Here is a 19,633-nt window from a genome sequence, read left to right on the forward strand (position 1 = left end):
AAAGGCAAGGGTTATGTTTGAACGCTCGCCCAGCCTTTGCCTGAACTGTTTGAGTATAGGACGCTTGTCGGCGAAGGAATTAAGAAAAAAAACGTGGCTGCGATAGCTCTTTGCTATCCATGAGAGATAGGCCTATTGAATTATGGGGGAAAATAACAGCTGCGCAAGCGCCGCGCGAGGGGTCCGCCAATTGAAGATTCATAATGACTTCCGCGCCTTCTAAAGCCAAGGCCTTATGGGAGCGGATTTTTGAAGCCTTGCCGCAGGAAGCCGCGCTGTTGGATGAAAATGGGATCGTCGCCGCCGTGAACGCCCGTTGGACGCGGAGCGGCGACGGCGTCGAGATCGGAGAAAGCCTCCTGGAATTCCTGCGCAGCCGCGCCCCGGACGATCCTCTGGCGCGTCGCCTGCTCGATGGAATCGCAGCGGTCGTCGCCGGCGCGACGGACGCCTTCTCCCTCTCCGACGTGCGTGACGCAAGCTCCCATCGCCGTTGGGCCTCGATAGAGGCGCGCGCGCTTCCAGGCGGCTTGGGCGGGGCGCTGCTCCTCAGAAACGGCGTCGATGGGCCGTCTCGCCGGGCGGACCCCCGGGCCGGCGGGGAGCCGTTCGATGCGGCCGCCAGCAATTTGCGTGAGAGCCCGGCCGAGCTTCTCTCCCGCCGCGACGAGCTGGAATGGATCTATCAGAATTCCCCGATCGGTCTCTGTCTCCTCGATCGTGACCTTCTCTATTTGCGCATCAACCGGCGATTGGCCGAGGTAAACGGCCTGCCGGTCGAGGCGCCTGTCGGCCGCAGCCTCTTCGAGGCCGTTCCGGCGCCCACGCCGCGCGCCAGGGAAATCGCCCGCCGTCTTCCGAAGACGGCAAAGCCTGCTCTCGACATTGAGCTTTCGGGCGAGACCCCCGCGGCGTCGGGCGAGCGCCGCCGCTATTGGAACACGGGCTGGCGCCCGTTTCTCGACAAGCAAGGCGCCATTGTCGGCTTTGGCGCCGTCGCCAAGGAGACGACCGGGAGAAAGCGCGCCGACGAGGCGCTGCGCGAAAGCGAGGCGCGGCTCGAGCAGGCGCTCGCCGCGGCGAATGCCGGCGTGTGGGAGTTCGTTCCCGCGACGGGCGCATTCACGGCGTCGGCCCGCGCACGGACGCTGCATGGCCTCGCGCCGGACGCGCCGATGGATTACGACCGCGCGCTCGCCGCCGTTTATGCAGAGGATCGGCCCAGCGTGCAGGCCGCGCTGGCGGCCTCGATCGAAAAGGGCGCGCCCTTCAAGGTCGAGTATCGCGCGCTGCAGCCGGACGGGACGTTGCGCTGGCTGTCTTCTCTGGCTGAGGCGCGGGGAGAGGGCGCGGATATGCGCCTGCTCGGCCTTCTGCATGACATAGACGAAAGAAAGCGCAACGAGGTGGCGCTGCGCGAGAGCGAGGAACGACAGGCCTTCCTGCTGACGCTTACCGACGCGCTGCGGCAGATCCTCGATCCGGGCGAAATCCAGGCGGCGGCCTGCCGGTTGCTCGGCGAATATCTTGGCGTCAACCGGGTCGCCTACGCGGATATTGTCGGCGACGAGTTCATCGTTCGCCAGGGATATGCGCGCGGCGTCGATCCCTTTCTGGTGCGAATGCCGATAGCGGATCTCGGGGCGAAGCTCGTCGACAGCTATGGCCGCGGCGAAACCGTCGCGATCAGCAATGTGTTCGCAGAGGAAGGATTCACCGAGGCGGAGCTGGAGAGATTCAGGACAGGACAAATCACCGCGCTCGCCAGCGTCATCCTGAGCAAGCAGGGGCGATGGGTCGGCACGCTTTGCGCGCATAACGCAGAACCGCGAGCCTGGCGGCCCCTCGAAATCGTGCTGGTGCGCGAAGTCGCCGAGCGCATCTGGTCGTCGGTCGAACGCGCCCGCGCTTTGGCCGCGTTGCGCGAGAGCGAATTCAGACTGCAGCTCGCGTTGAGCTCCGGCAAGATCGGCATCTATGAGGCCGACGTCGAAAGCAGGGAGGCGATCTGGGACGAGCGGCTGCGCGCTTTTTGGGGGCTGCCGCCCGACGTCCCCGTCAACTACGGCGTCTTCATGCAAGGGATACATCCTGGCGACCGCAGCAAGGTCGAGCGCGCGATCGGCAGGGCGCTCGATCCAAAAGGGCGGAGGAACGTTTCGTTCGAGTGCAGGGTGATGGGGCTCGCGGATGGCGTGGAACGCTGGGTGGCGGCGACGGGGGCGGTTTTCTTCGAAGAAGATCGCGCCGTTCGCATCGTCGGGACGGCGCAGGACATCACGGCGCGTAAGCGTGCGGAGGCTGAGCGCCAGAAATTCGTCGCGCTTGCGGAGCAAAGCGGGGAGTTCATCGGCATTTGCAGCCTGGACTATGAGCCGCTCTACATCAATCCCGCCGGCGCGGCGCTTGTCGGGCTCGAGCGGGGGCGGGCTCCGCATCCCCGCGTGGCGGATTTCTTCTTCCCCGAGGATATTGACTTCGTCGGGAAATTTTTCGAACGCGTGAGGCGCGACGGCCACGGCGCGGCGGAAATCCGCTTCCGGCATTTCGCGACGGGCGAAGCGCTTTGGATGTCCTACAATCTCTTCGTCTTGCGCGACGACCGCAACGAACCCATCGGCTACGCCACGGTCAGCCGCGACATCACCGAGCGCCGGCGCGCGGAAGACGCGCTGAGGGACGCCGACCGCCGCAAGGACGAATTCCTTGCGACCCTCGCACACGAGCTGCGCAATCCGCTCGCGCCGATCCGCAACGCCGTGCATGTGCTGCTTCATGGCGCAGACGCGACGATGAGAACCGGGCGCGACCTCGCCTTGCTCGCGATGGTCGAGCGTCAGACCGAACATCTGATACGTCTTGTCGACGACCTGCTGGAGGTGTCGCGCATTACGCGCGGCAAGATCGAGCTTAAAAAGCAGCGCGTCGATCTCGGCGATGTCCTGCGACACGCCATTGAGACCGCCCAGCCTTCGATCGACCGCGCTCGGCATCAATTGCGCGTCGCCATGCCGGCGGAGCCGATCGAGGTCGAGGTCGATCCCGTGCGTTTGGCGCAGGTCTTCACCAATCTGTTGAACAACGCCGCGAAATATACCGAACCGGCGGGCGACATATCGGTTTCGGCGGAGCGGCGCGCGACGGAGGTTGTCGTGACCGTGCGGGACAGCGGCGTCGGCATTCCCGCGGAGATGCTGCCGCGCATTTTCGATCTGTTCACGCAGGTCGACAGGACGCTTGGACGCGCCCAAGGCGGATTGGGGATCGGGCTCGCCCTAGTTAAAAACTTGCTCGAATTGCATGGAGGCGCCGTCGAGGCGCAGAGCGACGGACTCGGCCGCGGCGCCGCCTTCATTGTTCGCTTGCCCATCATGCCGGAGAAAACGACGGAGGAACGCATGCCGGCGACGGCCTCGACCAAGACGCCCGCGACGCGTCGTATTCTCGTGATCGACGACGATCATGACGTCGCCGACAGCCTCGTCATGTTCCTGGAGACGTTCGGCGCGACGGTTCAGGTGGCCTATAGCGGCGCCGCGAGCCTCGACGCGTTCGCATCCTTCAAGCCGGACCTCGTCTTTCTCGACCTCGGCATGCCGGGGATGGACGGCTATGAGACCGCCCGCCGCATCCGTGCGATGCCCGAGGGCCGCGACGTGCAACTCGTCGCGCTGACCGGATGGGGGCAGGAGCAGATCAATGATCGCGCGCGCGCGGCGGGATTCGACCGCCAGCTTACCAAGCCTGCCGGATTCGAGGCGCTGCAAGAGCTTTTGGGATTGCTCTGACGTCCTTCCCGCACCCGGACGCCGGCGTTTTCCGCCAAAGCCAACGCTTCGCGGCCCGCCCGCCGGAGAGGACGCGCATACTTAAATCGCGGCGCAGTCAAGAAATTTTGAAGAATTGTGACAATCTGTTATTCTTTTCGTCGATAGTTGAAATCTAAAACGTCGCTTTGACCATGGCAGCGATCAAGACTTCTCCGCTCGTTTTTCTGTCCGTGGGCCTCGCCTGCGCGACCGGGGCCTACCTTATCGGGTCGAAGATTGCCGCGCTCCCCTTGCATTATGGCCAATCTCTGGCCGATCCGCGGGAAGACCCGCGCGGCGTTTATCAGTTCGACAGACAGGTCGGCGCAATGGAAGGGGCCGAGGTCGACGAGGCGAAAGGCGTGGTGTATTTTCAGGCGATAAGAGAAACCGCCAAATTCAATACCGCGGCGGATTTCAGATATAACGGCTATGTCTTGCACATAAGCTCCGTCGAGGCCTCGTCGGAAATGGCCGTCGAAGGAAAAGAAGAAAGACGGCTTACGTCGGTCTATTGTCTGATTGTCGATCGGGTGAAGGAATAGCGCCCACTCCGCCAGCGCGACAAAGGTTTCCTCATCCTTATCACGCCATCCGGAACGTTCGCCCTCGTGCTTCGGGGCGGCTTGCGGAGCCTCATCAGCACAAGAGCCAGGTTTTTGTCGTCCTTCCGCCTCCCCTTTCCGGCGCGCCGACGCCGCCAGCTCAGGCCGGCGCGCTTCGATCTGAACCGGGAGGGATACACTTTACGTAACCCTCATATTGCGAATGATCGACAAAACCGGAAAAGGGCGCGCCGATCCGGCCGGAGCCGGGCGCGTTTGGGCGACTCTTCCCAAACGCAGCATGATCCGGAGCGCAGCCATCCGCTGGATTATAGAGCTCAGGCAGGCGGAATACGTCATAACCGTCAAGTTTCTGCTCTGGCCAGAAGAAATGAAATGTATAGGACCATCCGTGTCGCCCCTCGCCCTCATCAAAAAGACGAGCGGCAAGCATAGCCAGATCTTCTGTGCTCGCGCCATTAAGCGCCCTTTCGTTCCACTCCGGGCATCTTTTCGTAAACTCAAGAGAGTCCGCCAGGATCAGGTCTGAAACTGCATCGACCAAAATCAGGCGCATCGCCGCCGCCTCGCTGCGTTTTCGAGGCCATTTCAACGGAAGCGGCGTTTTTTGTCTGTCCACAAGTGAACAGAGACGCGCGGCGCGGGTTAATCGGGGCAGTTTCCCCATGGCGCTTGAAATGCATGATCCATCAGCCTTAAGCCTGCGAAATAATCTTCTCGAAAGGCTTCGTGAAGAAGACTTCGCATTGCTCCGTCCAAATCTCGAAATCTGGTCGGGGGCCGTCGGCGAAAAAATGTACGATCCGGGCGACCAGGTCACGCATGCCTATTTCCCTTGCGGACCCGCGCTTGCGTCTTTCCTTGTGATCCTCCAGGACGGCCATGCGGTCGAGGCCGGGATGGTCGGCCGCGAGGGGGTCATAGGGGGGCTCATAAGCGAAGGGCGGGCGCCGGCCTATGCGCGCACGGAGGTGCTATGCGCGGGTTTCTTTCTGCGCATCCGAACGGAAAAGCTCGACGAGGCCAGAGCTGCCTCCAAAACCCTCAGGGTTCTCCTCGTCCGTTATTCGGATTGCCTGGTGGCGCAGCTTCTTCAGTCGATCGCCTGCAACGCGACCCACACGATCTTCCAGCGCACGGCGAAGTGGCTGATCGCCGCGCGGGAACGAACGGGGACGGATGATTTCTCGCTGACGCAAGAGCAACTGGCTATGATGCTCGGCGTTGGGCGAAGCTATCTGGCGCGCGTCAAGAGCGCGTTCAAGGCCAGCGGCTTGATCGAAACACGCAGAGGTTCGATCAGCATTCGCAACGCCGGCGCGCTGAAATGCGTATCCTGCCAATGCGAGGATGCGGTGCGCGAGCATTTTCGCGTCGCCCTGGACGGCGTTTATCCGAGCCTGTCGCTCGAACAGGATTAGAGACAGCGTCAAAGGCGGACGAGGCGAGCGGCGTCCCGGCGAGCGTGTGCGCCGTCGTTCTCAAGCCTCTGACGGGCAGGGATGTGCGCTTGTTGGAACCTTAGTCGGAGTGCCGGGTTGGAGATATGTTCGACATCCCGCCTCTGGCGCTGGCGAATTAGGACTCCGCATCATGCCGTGGGTTCGCCAACTCAGTAAACTTTCGCAGCCGAAACGCGCGCTGCATTCAGCGGGAATCACCCTCGCTCTGTTTGCGGCGAGCCTCTCGATCCGCTTTCTGTTTTCGCCTGTGCTTGTGGGAATGAAGTTCCTTACCTTTTATCCGGCAATCGCCGTCGCGACTTTGCTTTGCGGGTGGCGGCACGGTCTCGTCATGTTAACGCTGGGGTGTTTATCGGGTTGGTATTTCTTTATGGAGCCGCTCAATTCGTTTATGATCAAGGATGCTTCCACGGTGGGTTCGATTATCGGTTTTCTCCTGGTTGGAGGGTTTGAGGTCGTCATCGTCGCCGCGCTTCGGGAAACCGTTCGGCGGCTCGAAGTAGCGAAGATCGCGCAGGAAACGCTCTACGCCGAACTACAGCACCGCGTCGCCAACAATCTTCAACTCGTAATTTCCCTTCTACGCCGCGCGAAGCGCAATTTGCGCGATCCTGTGGCGGCGGCGGATATCCTCAACGACGCCGAGGGACGCATATTTGCAATGTCCCACCTTCACCGCCGTCTCCATGATGGGACGGCCTTTAACCGCGGACTTGAACCGCTTTTAAGGGAGATGCTCGCCAACGCCTTTTGTAATTTGCCGGTAAAGCTTCGCGTTGAAGTCGGCGAGGCGCCCGAACTCTCGATCGATCAAATGAACGCTATCGCGCTCCTCGTCAACGAGGCGGCGATCAATGCGGCGAAGCATGTATTTTCCCAAGGGCGCGGGACGCAATTCTTTGTCTCGTTGTTCATGGAGTCGGACGGGGGCGTCCGCCTCGAGATTCGAGATGATGGGCCGGGGGCGACTGTCGAGACGAGCGCTGAAAGCTCACAATCGCTCGGAATGGGTCTCATGCAAGCTTTTGCATTGCAGCTAGGTGGATCCTTGGAAGTAAACCCCGGCACGGGCATGTCTATATCTGTGAAATTCGCGTCTCTACAAGTCGCCAATTAGACGTCGTGAGCGACTCGGCGTCACAGTCCTGGCTGGGAAACATCCAACGCCGAGCCGCTCCGACCCAGCCTTCTTTAAAAGCCGGGCAGCGTAACTTCATCGTCTCCCTATGCGTCGCGCAATTGGGGAGAATACTGAGCGCCGCGCCGCGCGGCGACAATGCCGAGAAAGCCATGGCTCCAGAGGCGAGGGAAATTCATCGAACGCCTTTTTCCGAAAAATCGCCGGAACAGCGTTTCGGGGCGATGTCTTAACTTGCTGATTTCATGGCGAGAGAGACGGGGCTCGAACCCGCGACCTCCGGCGTGACAGGCCGGCGCTCTAACCAACTGAGCTACTCCCCCGCGCGGCGCGTCGTTCGCGCGAGGACTGCGGGATAGGGCGCCCGTATTCGTAAGTCAAGCGCCTTTGTGCAACGCCCGCGTCACCGCGCTTTTCTTTCGAAGCCCGCTGCGATAATCCAGCCCCGTGAGCGGCGCGCGAATGTCTCGCGCGCCGCATTCGAAGCGATTCCAGCCATGCCCGAACATTCACAGGCCAAGGCGTTCCGTCTCAGCGAAAGCGACATCCGCCGGCGCCGCATCAAAATTCGGGCGTGGCGGCGGGGCATGCGGGAGCTCGACATCCTCGTCGGCGGTTTCGTCGACGCGCGGGTCGACGCGCTGAGCGACGCCGAGCTCGACGAGATGGAGGCGCTGCTCGATCTTCCGGACGCCGAGCTCCTGAGCTGGCTCGCGGGCGGCGCGCCGCCGCCGCCCGAGCGCGATACGGCTCTGCTTAGAGCCATCATCGCCTTCCACACCCACGACGGACCCATTCATTGAGCAAGGCGGCCGTGAAGACGAGGGGCGCGGCTGGCGCGCTCGAAAATGCGCGGGCGCGCCTCGCCAGGGGCGAGAAATTGCTCTTCGCCCAGGCGCCGGAAGGATTCGACGCCTTCCTCTGCGCCGATCTCGCCCGCGCTTTGGCGCGCGAGGCCGAAGGGCGCCCGGCGGTCTTCGTTCATGTCGCGCGCGACGCCGCGCGTTCCGCCCAGTTCCGCGAGGCGCTGCGTTTCGCCAATCCTGACGCGGAGATTCTCGACGTTCCCGGCTGGGACTGCCAGCCTTATGACCGCGTCTCGCCGCACGCCAATATCGTCGCGCGACGCATGACGGCCTTCTCGCGCCTCGCCCGCGCCAGCTCCTCGGCCGAGCGCCCGCGCGTCGTCACCACGACCGCCGACTGCCTGCTCCAGCGCGCGCCGCCGAAAAAGATGGTCTCCGCCGAAAGCTTTTCGGCCGCGCCCGGCAATGTGGTGAAGCTCGACGAGCTGGCGCATTGGCTCGAGGCCAACGGCTTCCTGCGCGCCAGCACGGTTCGCGAGACCGGCGAATACGCCCAGCGCGGCGGTCTGATCGACCTCTTTCCGCCGGGCCTGCCCGCGCCGATCCGTCTGGATTTCTTCGGCGATACGCTCGAATCGATCCGCAGCTTCGATCCGGAGACGCAGCGCGCCACGGGACAGCTTCGCGCGCTCGACCTCACGCCCATGAGCGAGCTGCGCCTGACGTCCGACACGATGCGCCGATTCCGCCAGAATTACGCGGCGAAATTCGGCGGACAGACGCGTGGCGACGCGCTTTACGAGGCGGTGAGCGAAGGCCGCCGCCATCACGGCATGGAGCATTGGCTGCCGCTCTTCTACGAGCGTATGGACACGCTCTTCGATTATCTCGGCGACGCGCCCCTGATGCTTGATACGCTGGCGGAAGACGCGGCCAGCGAGCGCCTGAGCCAAATAGCCGACTATTACGACGCGCGCAAAGAGGCCTACGATCTCGATCCGGCGGGCTCGAGCTACAAGCCCCTTGAGCCCAGCGCGCTATACCTCACGCGCGATGAATGGCGCGACGCTCTGGAGGAGCGCGGCGTCGCGCAATTCTCGCCTTTCGTCTCCGAGCGCGCCGACGCCATCGATTGCGGCGCCCGGCCCGGCCGCGACTTTGCGCCGGAGCGCAACGAACCCGAAGTGAACGTTTTTGAGGCGGCGGTCGATCACGTGCAGGCGCTGCGCGGCGCGAGCAAGACCGTCATCGTCGCAGGCTGGTCGGACGGCTCCTGCGAGCGTCTCGGCCATGTGTTGCAGGAGCACGGGCTCAAGGATTTCACGCTCGTCAACTCGCTTCCCATGGCTCTGGCCAAGGGCAAGGAGAAGGGCGTCGGCGCCGTCGCTCTCGCCGTTCTCGGCGTGGAGCATGGCTTCGAGACCGACGCTTATGCGCTGGTGGGCGAGCAAGACATTCTCGGCGACCGTCTCGTGCGCCGCCGGCGCAAGCGCAAGCCGACCGAGAGCCTGCTCGGCGAAGTCGCCGCGCTCACGGCGGGCGATCTCGTCGTGCATGTCGATTACGGCATCGGCCGCTTCGTCGGATTGACCACGCTCGATAGCGGCGGCGTGCGCCGCGATTATATCGAGGTGCATTACGCCGAGAGCCAGAAGCTTTTCGTTCCGGTCGAAAATTTCGAGCTTCTGAGCCGCTATGGCGGCGAGGACGCCGAGGCGCAGCTCGACAGGATGGGCGGCGCGAGCTGGCAGGCGCGCAAGGCGCGGATGAAGAATCGCATCCGCGAAATGGCGAAAGGCCTCATCGCCATCGCCGCGCAGCGCCAGCTTCGCGCGGCGCCGAAGCTCGTTCCGCCCGAGGGGCTCTACGACGAATTCTGCGCGCGCTTCCCCTACGACGAGACGGAGGATCAGCTCGCGGCGATCGAGGCCGTGCTGGACGATCTCGCCGCCGGGCGGCCGATGGATCGTCTCGTCTGCGGCGATGTCGGCTTCGGCAAGACGGAAGTCGCGTTGCGCGCGGCCTTCACGGCGGCGATCAACGGCAAGCAGGTCGCCGTCGTCGCGCCGACGACGCTGCTCGCGCGCCAGCATTTCAAGACCTTTTCGGAGCGCTTCGCCGGGCTGCCGATCAGGATCGGCCGACTCTCGCGCATGGTCGGCGCGGCGGAAACGCGCGAAACCAAGAAAGGCCTGGCCGAGGGCGCGGTCGATATCGTCTGCGGCACGCACGCCATTCTCGGCAAGGGCGTCAGTTTCAAGGATCTCGGCCTTGTCATCATCGACGAGGAGCAGCATTTCGGCGTCTCCCACAAGGAGCGGCTGAAGGAGCTGCGCGCGGAAATTCACGTGCTGACCCTCTCGGCGACGCCGATCCCGCGCACGCTGCAACTCGCCATGGCGGGCGTGCGCGAGCTCTCGCTCATCACGACGCCCCCAGTCGATCGCCTCGCCGTGCGCAGCTTCGTCTCGCCTTTCGATCCGCTCATCGTGCGAGAGGCCCTGCTGCGCGAGCGCTATCGCGGCGGACAGGCTTTCTTCGTCTGTCCGCGCATCGAGGATCTCGAAGAAGCCGCCGCCTTCCTGCGCGAAAATCTGCCCGAAGGGAAATTCGTCATCGCGCATGGCCAGATGTCCGCGACCGAGCTCGAAGAAAAGATGTCGGCCTTCTATGACGGGAAATTCGACATTCTCCTCTCGACGACGATCGTCGAATCCGGCCTCGACATTCCTTCCGCCAACACGCTCATCGTCTGGCGCGCGGACATGTTCGGCCTCGCGCAGCTCTATCAGTTGCGCGGGCGCGTCGGCCGCTCGAAGACGCGCGCCTATGCGCTCTTCACCACGCCCGCCAACCGCGCCATCACCCCGCAGGCGCAGAAGCGTCTCGAAGTGCTGCAATCTCTCGATACGCTGGGAGCGGGCTTCCAGCTCGCCAGCCATGATCTCGACATTCGCGGCGCGGGCAACCTGCTCGGCGACGAACAGTCCGGCCACATCAAGGAGGTCGGCTACGAACTCTATCAGCAGATGCTCTCCGACGCGATCACGCTGCTCAAGGCGGGCGTCGAGGAGCCGCAGGAAGAAGCCTGGTCGCCGACCATCGCCATCGGCGCGCCGGTCACGATCCCGGAGGATTACATCCCCGACCTCACGCTGCGGCTGCAGCTCTACCGGCGCCTGTCCACGCTCGAAACGGATCAGGACATCGAGGCCTTCGCCGCAGAGATGATCGACCGCTTCGGCCCCATCCCGCCGGAGGTCGAGCAGCTCCTCGAAATCGTCGCGATCAAGGCGCTCTGCCGCCGCGCCCATGTCGAGAAGGTGGATACGGGGCCCAAGGGCGTCATCGTCTCCTTCCGCGACAATCATTTCGCCAATCCCGCCGGACTGGTGCGCTATGTGGCCGAACAGGGCGTCTCTGCGAAGGTGCGGCCGGACATGCGCATCGTCTTCATCCGCGAGTTCGAAACGATGAAGCAGCGTTTGGCCGGCACGCGCCGCATTCTGCGCGCGCTGGTCGATATTGCCGAGAAAAAGTCCGCTTAGCGTTCAATTCGCCGGCTCGTTTTCCCCGACGCCGCGACGTGTCGCCGTCGCGTAAATTTTTTGTTGCCTGCGTGAAAAGATCGCTGCCTATAATTCGAGGTGGAAGCGAGAGCTTCCATACGACGCAGTCTCAATAGCAAGGGGGAAACGATGGCTTTCAAGCATTCGGCGCTTGTCGCTCTTGTTGCGGTTCCGGCTGTTTTGTCCGTCGGAAACGCGGTGGCGGAAGACGCCAAATGGGGCGCCCCGAACGTGCCCGGCCAACCTGGCTATAAGGAGCCGCCGAAAGTCGACGAGGTGCGCGCGCCCCGTCCGGTCAAGGCGGATCCGAGATATGGCGGCAGCTATCAGGCCAGGCATTCTGAAGACGCCAAATAAACTGAACGGGGGGTAAACTCCGCCACAAGCATCGTGCGGCCGCTCTTGCGCGGCCGCATTGCTTTTGTGCGGCGCACGCATGGCCGCTCGCTGCGCGCCAGCGGGCGTCGTTTGTCCGACGCGCGACAATTGGCGGGGTGCTTCCGCGCCGCTTCTGTGACAATGTTGCGGACGAAGCGGCGATTGCGTTGCATATCGCAGACGCAGCAAAAATGATAATTTCGAGGGAGAAAGACATGATCGTTCGGGCCATCTTCAACACGACGAGCATTGCGGCGCTAGCGCTGGCCTCCGGTCTTGTTCTCGCGCGCGCTGAGCCGGCGCCCGAGATGGATCACGGCAAGATGGACCACTCGACGCATGGCGCCGGCGCCGCGCCGACGACGCAATGGGCTGATCCCGGCAAGGCGCAGCCGGCCCCGGCCGCCGAGGCCGCAAAGCCCGACGCGCCTGCTGCGGCGCCGAAGGCTGACGAACACGCCGGCCATCGTGGCGGCGGCATGATGGGTGGCATGGGCGGCATGATGGGCGGTGGAATAGATCATGGCGCGGGCGGCGGCATGGGCGGAATGATGCAGCACATGATGTGCGGCTTCGCCGAGCATCTCGAAGGACGTCTTGCTTATCTCAAGGCGGAGCTGAGACTCACCGACCAGCAGCTCTCCCCGTGGAACAATTTTGCAGAGGCGTGGCGCGCCGCGGCGCAAAAGGCGCAGGCCAAATGCGCGCCGACGGAAGAGCATGCGGACCATAACAAGCCGGCGGTGCTGCGCAAGCTCGACATGATGGAAAAGCACATGTCCGACCATCTCGACATTGTGCGTGCGCAGAAAGCCGCGATTGAACCGCTCTTTACGGCGCTCTCCGACGAGCAAAGGAAAATTGCGAGCGAGACCATGACCCACATCATGAAAGTCGGCATGTCCATGGGCGGCATGATGGGCGGAACGGGCGGTATGATGATGGGCGGAACGGGCGGCATGATGGGCGGTGGAATGGGCCATGGCGGCTCGGGCGGCATGCAGCACTGAAGCCGGCGCTCCGATCGCACGTCCCGCATCTTCGGATGCGGGGCTTTTTTTGTCGCCGCGCGAGCGCGGCCATTTGCGGCGGTTGAAGGAGCAGCATCATAATCGCTTGTCTTTTTGGCTTTATCGCAGGCCGAAAGGCGCCGGCCCTAAAGTCGTCACAATGAGGATTGCTTAAATGGGGCGGCCGCCTTGCGGATGATTTTCCCGCCGCGGCGAAATGGACTTGCCGGCGTCTGCGCCGCGTCCGCCAACCAAAAGGACAGAGATGACGAAGATCCGCGTTTTCGCGTGCTGCGCGCTTGTGATGGCGGCCATCCCGGCCTTTGCGAGGTCTCCCGCCGCGGACGCCGTCGGCGCCGTTCTTTCCCGCCCGACGCCGGTCGCGCGCAAGGCGGAGATCGGCCGCCAGGTTGCGCGCATGTGCAACATGTCGCTATCCGCCGATCAACTGAACAAGGCGTCGGCCTTCATCGAAGCGAACCGCGGCAAGGGCGCGGCCTGGGTCACCGATCAGATCAGCAGGAGCGAACTCAGCTATGTCTGCAACATCTGAGTCGCGTCCCGGCGTCCTTTAAGCTGGTCATATGGGCGCGCGACGCCGAATGGCTCGGCGCTTGCTTCGCCGGTCGGCGACAGCGAGAGCGCCCATGACCGTCGCGGAATTAATTGAAAAGCTCCGGCTCATGCCGAGCGAAGCCGTCGTCCTGCTCGAAGCCGACGGGGGACTCGCCCGCGTCGCCGGCCTGAATCTCGAAAAGAGCGCGGCCGCCGGGCTCCCGGACGAGGTGATCCTCTTCACCGACGCGGAAGAATAGGCGCGCGCCGGATCATTCCACCGAGAATTCGCGCATCATGCCCATGTCCTCATGTTCGAGGATGTGACAGTGATACATGAAGCGGCCCTTGAAGTCGCCGAACGGCTTGGCGATGCGAATGCGTTCGCCATGGGCGACGAGCACCGTGTCCTTCAGGCCGCTGTCGATCAATCCGTCGCGGATGGTCGCGTAAGCGTCAGGGTCGTCGCCATTGTAGCTGCGGCTCAATACCTCGAATTGCTGGCCATGCAGATGAATCGGATGGGCCATGTTCATCATGCCCATCATTCCCATCCCCCCGCCCATCATGCCGCGACTCATCCCGCCCATGCCCATCCCGCCCATGCCCATGCCTCCCATGCCCATGCCGCCGCCATGTTCGTGGAAGATCTCGAAAAGCTGCACCGTATCGACCGGCGCGCGCTCAATGTCCATGACGTCGCCATGGCCGTAGCTGCGGCCGTTGATCGCAACTTCCATCGGTCTCATGGAAAGCGCGATCGGCCGCGGCCTGTCGCGATTGGCGATCTCTTCCATCCGGTAATGTTTGAAAGTCGAGAGCTTCTCGGGAAGCTTCGGGCTGTCGCTCATCTCGCGCGTCACCGTCACGCTGAAGAGCGGATAATCGTCGCCGGCGATGAGTCCGCCGCCGCCCATGCGCTGCGCCATCGGCGGGACGAGGCCGTCAAATTCGCCGCTGCGCATTACGAGCTTCGAGCCCGCCTTGCGGCCGGAGAAATCCGCCCATAGGTCGAGCCGCTCGCCGGGCGCGAGCATGGCATAGGGGCGTGTTTCCGGCTTCTCCAGCAGGCCGCCGTCGACGCCGATGACGGTGAGCGGCGTTCCGTCGTCCCAGCGCAGCTTGTAAATGCGGGCGTTGGAGGCGTTGAGGATGCGCAGCCGGTAGGCGCGGCTCGCCGCTTCGAGCTGATAGTCCGGCCGCCCGTTGACGAGAATGCGCTCGCCATAGAAGCCGAACATGTCCCGATGCATGCCGCCCCAGTAAGCGAGCTGGTTGTTGTCGTCGAAGGAGCGGTCCTGCAGCACGAGCGGAATTTCATATTCGCCGGCGGGCAGGCCGAGCGCGCGCTCTTCGTCGTCCTCCACGACGATGCCGCCGGCAAGGCCATGATAGACTTGCGTCGCCGTCGCTTCATGCGTGTGCGGATGATAGAAATTGAAGCTCGCGCGATTGCGCATCTCGAATTCGTAGACGTAAGTCTCGCCGGGGTCGATCGCGGACATGGGATGCCCGTCGGCTTCCATCGGCACATGCAGGCCGTGCCAGTGGGTGATGGTCCGCTCCGGCAATTCGTTGCGCAGACGGATGCGGATCTTTTGGCCCCTGGCGAAACGCATCAGCGGCCCGAGATAGCTGCCGGGCAGATTTGTGAGCGTGTTGGCGGGGCCGTTGAGGAGATTGCCCGCATAGCGCCAGACCGAGGTCCGGGCGCCGTCGAGAATGGCGACCGAATCGCGCTTGCAGACGAGCTCGACATCGACGTCGGGATTGAAGCTCTCCGAAGCCGCATGCGGCTTGGTCTGTCCGAGGGCGAAAGGCGGGGCGGCGAGGGCCGCCGCCGACGAAAGCAAAAAGCCGCGCCGCGTGAGATCGAGGCTGCTGCGCATTGATTCTCCCCCTCGCGCGGCCGGCCGCGCCTTTTATTAGTTGTGTCTTATATAATCGCTGGTCGGTGGGAAAACCCTGCGGCATAAGGCGACATTGCGGCTGTTCGGAACGCTTCGCCTCAAAAAACGCCAGAAGGTTTGCGAAGGGGGCGGCGTATGTGGCAAATTCCGCCGTGATTTCACCCCTGTGATTGGCACGCAGGTTGCCCCGGCTCGCGGACGGGTCCCTCCATCGAGATGAACGAAACGGTCAGACAAAAGCCGCGTGGCGCAATCCTCGCCGCGGTCGCCATGGACCGGCTGTTCGAGCCGCGCCCCGGCGGCGGCGCGCCGCGCCCGCGTTTCCTGGCCTTCGTTCTGCTCGGCCTGCTGCTGCATCTTGCGCTGCTGGCCTTCCTGTTATGGGAGGACAAGCGCAACGCCTATCTGCCGCCGCCGGCCGAGGAAATTCCGGTCGAGGTGATCACCGAGCCGCCTCCGCCCGAGCCTCCGCCGCCGGAGGAGAAGAAGGAGGAGCCGAAGCCGCCGGAGCCTCCGCCGCCCGAGCAGAAAGAACAGCAGAAGCCTCCGCCGCCTCCGCCCCCGCCCACGGAGATGGAGAAGCCCGCTTTCGACGCGCCCAAGGCCGAGAGCAAGACCAAGAGCGAGGTCAACGCGCCGGAGGAGGCCGATCAGGCCAAGACCAAGCGCAACGAGCCGGAGAAATTCGCGCCGAAGGACGAGAAGCCGCAGGGTCTCAAGGACGCCCCGGACGACGCTGAAGGCGAAAAGCCGCCCGAGGCGACCGAGCAGAAGGAAGTGGAGGACAAGCCCGACGCCGAGATCATCGAGCGCGCGGAGAAAGTCCCCACGCCCACGGACAAGCCCGAGACGAAGGATTCGAAGCCCGCCAAGAAGGGCGACGCGAATTCGATCGCCGATCAGGTGGCCGCGCTCGCGCCTTTGCCCGACTTCAAGCTCGCGGCGCCGCCCAAGCCGTCGCCCGTCGGCGGCGGACAGGCGAAGACGACCTATCTGACGATCCTCTACGGCCTCATCATGCCGCATATGCGCATTCCGTCGCGCGTGCGCGAAATGCAGATGTCCTCGAAGGGGGTGGTGGCCTTCTATATCGACGAACTGGGCAATCTCACCCATCAGGCGGTCTACAAGTCGAGCGGCCTGCCTGACCTCGACGCCGCCGCGCTCGCCGCCGTCCGCAGCGCCGCGCCGTTTCCCCCGCCGCCGAGGGGGCTGCCGCATTCGATGCTGTTCACTTACGCGACGAAATGATTGGCGGCGCCAAGCGCGGATGCGGCGGGGCGAAAAGATTATTCATTGTCGATGCGGCTGACCCCCACCCTCAATCCTTCCCCGCAAGGGGGAGGGAGACGGCTCGCGCCCGAAAACCGGGGCAATGTCGTGATCGAGGCTGGCGCCGGTTTCCGATCTCTCCCCCTTGCGGCGCCCTTGCGGGGAGGGCGGCGCCGGGTGGGGGCCCGGGTTGCGAGCGCAAATCAAATCAACGCAATCGCCGACACCAGCCGCCCGTAATCCGGCTCCTGCCGATGCACGCTGCGGCGATAGCTGAAGCAGCGCTCCTGGTCGGCATAGGTGTCGACGCCGAGCGCCTCGAAGGAGGCGGCGTCCAGCCGCCCGACGCGCATGGCGATGAAACCCTGGAGATCGAACATGAAATGTCCCGGGCGCGAGGCGGGCGTGAAGAAGCGCGCGTAACCTGGGTCTTCCTCGACGAAGCGGGCGTAGAATTCCGGCCCGACTTCATAGCTCTCGGGGCCGATCGCCGGTCCCAGCGCGATGTGGATGTCGGCGCGGCGCGCGCCCTGCGCCTCCATCGCGGCGACCGTCGCCTCGATCATGCCGGTTAAGGCGCCCTTCCAGCCGGCGTGGCAGGCGCCGATGACGCCCGCTCTGGCGTCGGCGAAGAGCAGCATGCCGCAATCGGCCCCCGTGACGCCGAGCGCCAGCGACGCCTCTCGCGTCACGAGCCCGTCGCAGCGCGGCCTCTCCTCGGGCGCCCAGGGCTCGCTGACGGCGAGCGCATCGGCGGAATGGATCTGAAACGGCACCAGCAGCCGCTCCGGCGCGACGCCCACCCGCGCGGCCATGCGGGCGCGATTCCGGGCGACGCGCTCGGGCGCGTCCCTGGAGCCCACGCCGCCATTGAGCGAGCCATAGACGCCCTCCGACACGCCGCCTTCGCGGGTGAAAAAAGCATGGCGCAGGCCGGGCAGGTCGAGATTGGATGCGGTGAGGGCGGGAGGGATGGTCATCAGGCGTTCCGGCTCATTCCCTCCCCCCGTTTACCGGGAGAGGGCCAGGGTGAGGGCGGGCCGCCTTACGAACCCTTGCCTCTCACCCCAACCCCCTCCCCGCTCGCGGGGAGAGGGGGCTAATCACTCAATAAAACCCGGCATGTCGGGCATGTCGGGATGGGTCACGGCCATTACCTTGAACAATTCGCCCATATGACGGCGCGGGTCCTGCGTGCCGGTCAGCCGCTCGAAAGCGTCGACGATGTCCCGTCCCTGCTCCTCCGTGGCGCGCTTCATCAGCGACTGCGCGCGGCGTTCGATCCCCAATTGTAGCAGGAAATGCGCCTGCGTCACCGGTCCCATCACCTTGGCGCCGGCTCCTCTGGCGGCGCGCGCGAGGGCGGCGAAATCGACATGCGCCGTGAGATCGGCCTCGCCAGGCTCGGCGAGCGGATCGACATAAGCGTGTCTTGCGACCGCCTGCAGACTGTCGCCGAGCGAGGTTTCCGTATAGCCATAGTCGACGAGCAGCAGCGCGCCGCCTTCACGCACGAGCCGCGCCGCGATCTCGCCCATGATCCGCTGCGCGATCGCGCTCACCTCGATGATCGAGCCTTCCCGCGCCTGGACCTTCAGCGACGTCTCGACCGCCTCGGAAAGCCCGAAGGCGAGTTCGCCTGACGGATCGAGCCCGACCAGCCGCTCGCGCCAGCCCGGAATGGTCTTCACATAATGGCGCACCGGAAGCGCGTCGAAGAACTCATTGGCGAGAATGAAGGCGGGGCCGGGCGGCGTGTCCGTCACGTCGGCGTTCCAGCTCGCCGGCTTGCCCGCATCGGCGAGCGTCCGCTGCTGCACGGCGCGCAGCGTCGGGCTGGTTTCGACGAGATGCACGTCGACCGCGTTCAGAAAGGCGGGCGAGATGCGCGCGACGCGCAAAACGTCGGACATCAGCGTGCCGCGTCCGGGGCCGAGTTCGATCAGCCGCGCGGGAGAAGGCGCGCCCGCGATGCGCCAGGCTTCGCTGATCCAGACGCCGAGAAGCTCGCCGAACATCTGGCTGATCTCCGGCGCGGTGACGAAGTCGCCCGCTTGCCCGAAGGGATCGCGCGTCATGTAATAGCCGTAGCGCGGATGGCCGAGGCAGAGGCCCATGTAATGTTCCAGCGTCATCGGTCCCTCATGGGCGATGGTCGCGGCGATTTCCTGTTTTAGCGCGTTCATGCGGGCGCGCTCCGGCGGCGCAGGGAGAGAAGAAGAAGCGCCGCGCCGGTGAGGACGAGCGGCAGGGAAAGAACCATGCCCATGGTGAGGCCGCCCGGCAGCGCCTCCTGCACGGGGTCGGGCTCGCGGAAGAATTCGCAGAAGATGCGCGCGGCGCCATAGCCGACGCCGAAAAGCCCCGTGACGAGGCCGGGCCGCTTCAGGGCGCCGCTCTTCGCCGCGAAGGCGAGCAGCGCGAGAAGCGCGACGCCTTCGAGGCCCGCTTCATAGAGCTGGCTTGGATGCCGCGGCGCGTCGCCCGCCGGCGGAAAGACCATGGCCCACGGAACGTCTGCGGGACGCCCCCACATCTCCGGCTTGATGAAATTGGCGAGCCTTCCGAAGAAAAGCCCGATGGGCGCGACGGTGGCGCAAATGTCTGTGATGGTGAGGAAGGACACGGCATGATTGCGCGCAAAGAGCCACATTCCGACGATCGCGCCGATCAGCCCGCCGTGGAAAGCCATGCCGCCTTTCCATGTCTGCAGGATTTCAAGCGGATGGGCGAGGTAGAAGCCCGGATCGTAGATCAGCACATGGCCCAGCCGCCCGCCGATGATGACGCCGAGCGCCGCATTGACGAGAAGGTCGTCGACCCCCTCGCGCGTCGGACGCGGTTGCCCCGGCGCCCATAACGCATCCTTCCCGACGAGCAGGCGCAGGCCGATCCAGCCGAAGATGAAGCCGCCGATATAAGCGAGCGCATACCAGCGGATCGGCAGGGGGCCGAGATTGACGGCGACCGGATCGACGACGGGGAAGGGCAGCACGAAGAAAGGCATCAAAATGGGTCCGGAAGCGCGAGCCGGACCCCGCGCCGCATTGGTGTTTTAGCCGCCGTCAAGGGGGATGTCATGTCCCTATGGGCGATGGAGCATGCGCGAATGTCGCAAGCGCGCCTGAAGGCGCGCGCTCCAGGCCCGCGCGCCTTC

At 64.3% G+C, this 19,633-nt stretch carries 16 protein-coding genes and 1 tRNA gene; 11 read left to right on the forward strand and 6 right to left on the reverse strand.

All coding sequences use genetic code 11. The features are described 5' to 3' along the window. Positions 1-203 precede the first annotated feature (203 nt). Both ACNHKD_RS06430 and ACNHKD_RS06435 read left to right on the forward strand, forming a co-directional pair. Complete coding sequence (locus ACNHKD_RS06430) at positions 204-3,788, forward strand: PAS domain S-box protein (RefSeq protein ID WP_442756246.1); 3,585 nt, start codon at positions 204-206, stop codon at positions 3,786-3,788. A 173-nt stretch (positions 3,789-3,961) separates the two neighbouring features. After that, positions 3,962-4,354, forward strand: a complete 393-nt coding sequence (locus ACNHKD_RS06435) for a hypothetical protein (protein WP_442756247.1) — start codon at positions 3,962-3,964, stop codon at positions 4,352-4,354. A 160-nt stretch (positions 4,355-4,514) separates the two neighbouring features. Here the strand turns inward: ACNHKD_RS06435 and ACNHKD_RS06440 are convergent, their stop codons facing one another. Then, positions 4,515-4,931, reverse strand: a complete 417-nt coding sequence (locus tag ACNHKD_RS06440; protein WP_442756248.1) for a hypothetical protein — start codon at positions 4,929-4,931, stop codon at positions 4,515-4,517. A 190-nt stretch (positions 4,932-5,121) separates the two neighbouring features. Between ACNHKD_RS06440 and ACNHKD_RS06445 the strand changes: the two genes are divergently transcribed. Both ACNHKD_RS06445 and ACNHKD_RS06450 read left to right on the forward strand, forming a co-directional pair. Then, positions 5,122-5,796, forward strand: a complete 675-nt coding sequence (locus tag ACNHKD_RS06445; RefSeq protein WP_442756249.1) for a Crp/Fnr family transcriptional regulator — start codon at positions 5,122-5,124, stop codon at positions 5,794-5,796. 172 nt (positions 5,797-5,968) lie between these two features. Next, positions 5,969-6,955 (forward strand): histidine kinase dimerization/phosphoacceptor domain -containing protein, encoded by a 987-nt coding sequence (locus tag ACNHKD_RS06450; protein ID WP_442756250.1) that lies wholly within the window; start codon positions 5,969-5,971, stop codon positions 6,953-6,955. A 267-nt stretch (positions 6,956-7,222) separates the two neighbouring features. Here the strand turns inward: ACNHKD_RS06450 and ACNHKD_RS06455 are convergent. After that, a tRNA-Asp gene (locus ACNHKD_RS06455) sits at positions 7,223-7,299 on the reverse strand. A 174-nt stretch (positions 7,300-7,473) separates the two neighbouring features. Here ACNHKD_RS06455 and ACNHKD_RS06460 point away from each other — a divergent pair. The 6 genes from ACNHKD_RS06460 to ACNHKD_RS06485 all read left to right on the forward strand — a co-directional run bounded on the left by ACNHKD_RS06460 (position 7,474) and on the right by ACNHKD_RS06485 (position 13,554). Further along, the gene (locus tag ACNHKD_RS06460) at positions 7,474-7,779 is read left to right on the forward strand and encodes an FAD assembly factor SdhE (protein ID WP_442756251.1); all 306 of its coding nucleotides are present in this window, start codon (positions 7,474-7,476) and stop codon (positions 7,777-7,779) included. Continuing rightward, positions 7,776-11,330, forward strand: coding sequence for a transcription-repair coupling factor (mfd, locus tag ACNHKD_RS06465; RefSeq protein ID WP_442756252.1), 3,555 nt, complete (start codon positions 7,776-7,778; stop codon positions 11,328-11,330). The genes ACNHKD_RS06460 and mfd overlap by 4 nt, the downstream gene beginning before the upstream one ends. A 150-nt stretch (positions 11,331-11,480) precedes the next feature. Further along, complete coding sequence (locus ACNHKD_RS06470; protein ID WP_442756253.1) at positions 11,481-11,708, forward strand: hypothetical protein; 228 nt, start codon at positions 11,481-11,483, stop codon at positions 11,706-11,708. A 236-nt stretch (positions 11,709-11,944) separates the two neighbouring features. Further along, positions 11,945-12,739 (forward strand): Spy/CpxP family protein refolding chaperone, encoded by a 795-nt coding sequence (locus ACNHKD_RS06475; RefSeq protein WP_442756254.1) that lies wholly within the window; start codon positions 11,945-11,947, stop codon positions 12,737-12,739. A gap of 265 nt (positions 12,740-13,004) precedes the next feature. Beyond that, a complete protein-coding gene (locus ACNHKD_RS06480; RefSeq protein WP_442756255.1) occupies positions 13,005-13,292 on the forward strand; it encodes a hypothetical protein in 288 nt (95 codons plus the stop codon). Positions 13,293-13,386: 94 nt separating this feature from the next. After that, on the forward strand, positions 13,387-13,554 hold the full coding sequence (locus ACNHKD_RS06485) for a hypothetical protein (protein WP_442756256.1): 168 nt from the start codon (positions 13,387-13,389) through the stop codon (positions 13,552-13,554). A 12-nt stretch (positions 13,555-13,566) separates the two neighbouring features. Here the strand turns inward: ACNHKD_RS06485 and ACNHKD_RS06490 are convergent, their stop codons facing one another. Next, entirely contained in the window at positions 13,567-15,183 is a 1,617-nt protein-coding gene (locus tag ACNHKD_RS06490; RefSeq protein ID WP_442756257.1) for a multicopper oxidase family protein, read from the reverse strand. Between the two features lie 237 nt (positions 15,184-15,420). On the opposite strand from ACNHKD_RS06490, the gene ACNHKD_RS06495 reads away from it, so the two are divergent. After that, entirely contained in the window at positions 15,421-16,455 is a 1,035-nt protein-coding gene (locus tag ACNHKD_RS06495; protein WP_442756258.1) for a TonB family protein, read from the forward strand. A gap of 224 nt (positions 16,456-16,679) precedes the next feature. On the opposite strand, the gene ACNHKD_RS06500 is transcribed toward ACNHKD_RS06495, so the two are convergent. The 3 genes from ACNHKD_RS06500 to lgt all read right to left on the reverse strand — a co-directional run bounded on the left by ACNHKD_RS06500 (position 16,680) and on the right by lgt (position 19,483). Next, positions 16,680-17,456, reverse strand: a complete 777-nt coding sequence (locus ACNHKD_RS06500; protein ID WP_442756259.1) for a polyphenol oxidase family protein — start codon at positions 17,454-17,456, stop codon at positions 16,680-16,682. Positions 17,457-17,579: 123 nt separating this feature from the next. Continuing rightward, a complete protein-coding gene (locus ACNHKD_RS06505) occupies positions 17,580-18,662 on the reverse strand; it encodes a class I SAM-dependent methyltransferase (RefSeq protein WP_442756260.1) in 1,083 nt (360 codons plus the stop codon). After that, positions 18,659-19,483 (reverse strand): prolipoprotein diacylglyceryl transferase, encoded by an 825-nt coding sequence (gene lgt, locus ACNHKD_RS06510; RefSeq protein WP_442756261.1) that lies wholly within the window; start codon positions 19,481-19,483, stop codon positions 18,659-18,661. The genes ACNHKD_RS06505 and lgt overlap by 4 nt, the downstream gene beginning before the upstream one ends. Positions 19,484-19,633: the final 150 nt, after the last annotated feature.

This window comes from Methylocystis sp. JAN1 (assembly GCF_052186135.1).
Lineage (GTDB): Bacteria > Pseudomonadota > Alphaproteobacteria > Rhizobiales > Beijerinckiaceae > Methylocystis.